We start from the raw sequence: 3,163 nt of genomic DNA, 5'->3' as shown, positions 1-3,163 counted from the left end.
AGAATGGTAGTCCCTCAACTCTGAATTAAAAATTATGGCTACTATTCAAGTTAACGGCGTTGTTGATCAAATCAATCTAGAGACAAAGCTACGCCGTCTATCGCTAACCGTTAGCTTCTAACAGGCATACCTATAGTTATAACTTTGTTTATAGCTTTGACATTTTCCATGATTTCACCCACTTGAGCGTTGTAACATCTCAAACTCAATTTACCGCTCGTTAGCCCTTTGTATCTGGACATCGCAGTCTCGGATATTGAGCGATCGTGATAACCAGACTGTACTTTCCACTCCGCTATTTTGCCATTCTTAAGCGCATTTACCGCTTCATTTCTGGGGTGACTCTCTTCCCAAAGCGCAGCATTCTTTCGAGGTGGTATCAACGGGGTACAACCTTTCTTTTTCAGAGTCTCATGGCAATGTTTGGTATCATATGCGCCATCGCCTGATACTGCGTGAACCTTTCTGCGTAAAGGATTAAGTAATGTCGGTAGTACTTCGCTATCGCCAACATTAACAAGACTGACTTCTGCACTAATGGTTTCGTGGGTATCGACATCAACAGCTAAGTGCAGTTTGCGCTATGTTCTGCGTTTCTCTGCCCCGTGTTTTTTCACCTTCCACTCTCCCTCACCAAAAACTTTGAGACCAGTTGAGTCAATGGCTATATGGCGAATAGCCCCTCTAGATTTATTACGATATTTGACCTGAACCGTCTTCGAACGCTTGCTTATACAAGTGTAATATGGAGAACTCAAAGGGACATCTATTAGTTCAAAAATAGAGTCGATGAAACCTTGAAGAGCACGCAGAGGTAGGGAGAAGATACCCTTAATCATCAAAGCTGTTTCAAGCGCTGTATCAGAATACTGGAAGCCTCTACCACGTTTACCGTGATGGGTTTTGCATTGCCATGCATCCACGGCTGAATCATCAATCCAAAACGTAACAGAGCCACGCTTGCGCAGAGCCTGATTGTATTCAGCCCAGTTAGTTATTTTCTTTTTAGCCTTACCCATGTTACCACCGTTTTAACTACCACATAGGATCAGATCGCAGGAATTAGAAAAGGTTCAACTGATTTAGGCAACAACGCCCCTCAGAAATGCCCCAAGATCATCTAGAGTAATAAATCATACATATCCTATTAATACGATTTTTCCTTACTAAAAGTTATCAAAACTTAACCCTGCGATAAATTTCTTTTTAATTCGCAGTCCAATTTCTCATTATCAAACCTAACCTATTGATTGTAAGTTGAAATTGCAAATAGAAGACGGCATTATATAAGGGTAAAATGTGGCGGTTAGCCCTATAGATCGCATAGAATGTAAGGAAAATTATGAGTTTTAAATCATGGAATAGCTATATGCAATTTAGCCATTCAGTCAAAAATAAATCTCGGTATGTTTTAGATGACGATGCACATAGTTTTCTTCAAGGCATCAGGGATACTTGCGAGAGCCGTGTAGAAGTTATTCAACCGAATTCAGAGATGTGGAGAGCGCAAATGGGGCATGATCTTTTGCCACTAATGCAAGGTGATATTCATGTTGATGATATTTTTGTACCTTATTCTGAAAAGCGGATGAGACCACTACCTGATAGTGCATCAGAGGGGAGAGCTAACCCTAAAGGAATTCCTTGTTTGTATGTGGCATCTCGAAAAGAAACATCAATGTCTGAGATTAGACCTTGGCTAGGTTCCATTATATCAGTCGCGAAATTTACCAATTCTAAAGAACTACGTGTAATCGACTTCTCAAAACGCCACGACCATATCTTACCATTTTATTTCACAGAGCCTGATGAAGCTGAGAGGATTGAAGCTGTATGGACTAGTGTAGATAAAGCATTTTCTGAACCAATAACAAACAGTGACCAGAAGTCCGACTATGCACCTACTCAAATAATAGCTGAGTTAGTTAAGTCGTTAGATTATGACGGTATTGCTTTTAGAAGTTCCCTTGGACGGGGGCACAATCTAGCTCTTTTTGATTTAAATAGCGTTACTTTTAAAGATAGTAGTCTATTTCGAGTTAATAATGTTCAGTTCTCATTCGAAAGTAGTGATGACGAACGCTACGTCTAACAAAAAATCGTTCGTGATTAAGCCAGTATATGTGGCATTTTGGCACCCGCATTGCTCAACCTTAATGCGATGTTTTTTGAATTAACTCATCACGTTGATGGAAAAGTAGAATGATTAAAGTCGGTAGAAATGACCCTTGCTCATGCGGTTCAGGTCAGAAGTATAAATATTGTTGCATTGGCTTTTCTAAAAAGGTCAGAAAAGCCAATGCAACATTTCCTCTAATGGACGCTAAAACAACTAAACATTTTAAAAAATCTTCCGACAAAGAGTCGGCTGAACACGAGAGATTACGGCACTTCTGCAAAGATCATGGCTTTTACTACTTCAGAAATCGTAACGAAGAAGATTATTTGAATATCCAAAGAAAATTATCTGACCGTAGTTTGGTGAAAGAAGACTTTATATCATCGTATAGAAAGTATACAACTCAAGAATTAGTATCGTTTTTACTTAATATTGCACATAAGCAAAGCAATGCTTTTGCACAGAGGAAGCTAATACTTAGCTCCGCAGTTGATGCTCACTTTAGTGGGCAGCATGAACTATCAATCCCAGCTTTCTTTGTCGTGATTGAAGGTGTTCTTAGGGACATTGGTGGGCTTAATTTGAAAGATAAGTTTAAGCCAACAATGAAGTCAAACGGACTTGAAGAGCAGATTCTTTACACTGTCGTAGATAGTTTGAAATATTTTAATGCGTTCGTCTCAAATTTATTCAAGGGGTCACAAGAAGCTGGGGAATTCAATAGAAACACAATTTTACATGGTGCGAACAATAGCAGCTTCAATGAAGAGAACTCTCTGATTTTGTTGCTAACCATTTTGGAGATACAAGACTATATCTTTTACCAGAATTCTTGGCCGCCGCAGCTAGAAGTTAGAAATGGGGGTTAGAGTTCTCACGTTTCCAAACACATAACAAACAAGGTTAATGTTATGTGGCTGATTGAGCTACTTTCCCATACTACAAATTATTCATCGATTGCTAATTTAGCAAAGGCACTGACACGTTTTTGTCCGTGCGACCTGAAGTCGTATGAAGTGCTGTTCACCGCAACAAGTGTGAACC

General features: G+C 39.5%; 2 protein-coding genes and 1 pseudogene. 2 read left to right on the top strand and 1 reads right to left on the bottom strand.

What is annotated here, in order from left to right:
* Positions 1 to 110: 110 nt before the first annotated feature.
* Positions 111 to 1,019: pseudogene (locus ACED60_RS25460) on the bottom strand (IS5 family transposase).
* 323 nt (positions 1,020 to 1,342) lie between these two features.
* Between ACED60_RS25460 and ACED60_RS25455 the strand changes: the two are divergent.
* Positions 1,343 to 2,092, top strand: a complete 750-nt coding sequence (locus ACED60_RS25455; RefSeq protein ID WP_371728720.1) for an RES family NAD+ phosphorylase — start codon at positions 1,343 to 1,345, stop codon at positions 2,090 to 2,092.
* A gap of 110 nt (positions 2,093 to 2,202) precedes the next feature.
* A complete protein-coding gene (locus ACED60_RS25450; RefSeq protein WP_371728719.1) occupies positions 2,203 to 2,988 on the top strand; it encodes a YecA family protein in 786 nt (261 codons plus the stop codon).
* The last annotated feature ends 175 nt before the right edge of the window (positions 2,989 to 3,163 follow it).

Source organism: Vibrio sp. 1F279 (assembly GCF_041439815.1).
Lineage (GTDB): Bacteria > Pseudomonadota > Gammaproteobacteria > Enterobacterales > Vibrionaceae > Vibrio > Vibrio tasmaniensis_A.
This window is presented reverse-complemented; position numbering and strand designations above follow the sequence as displayed.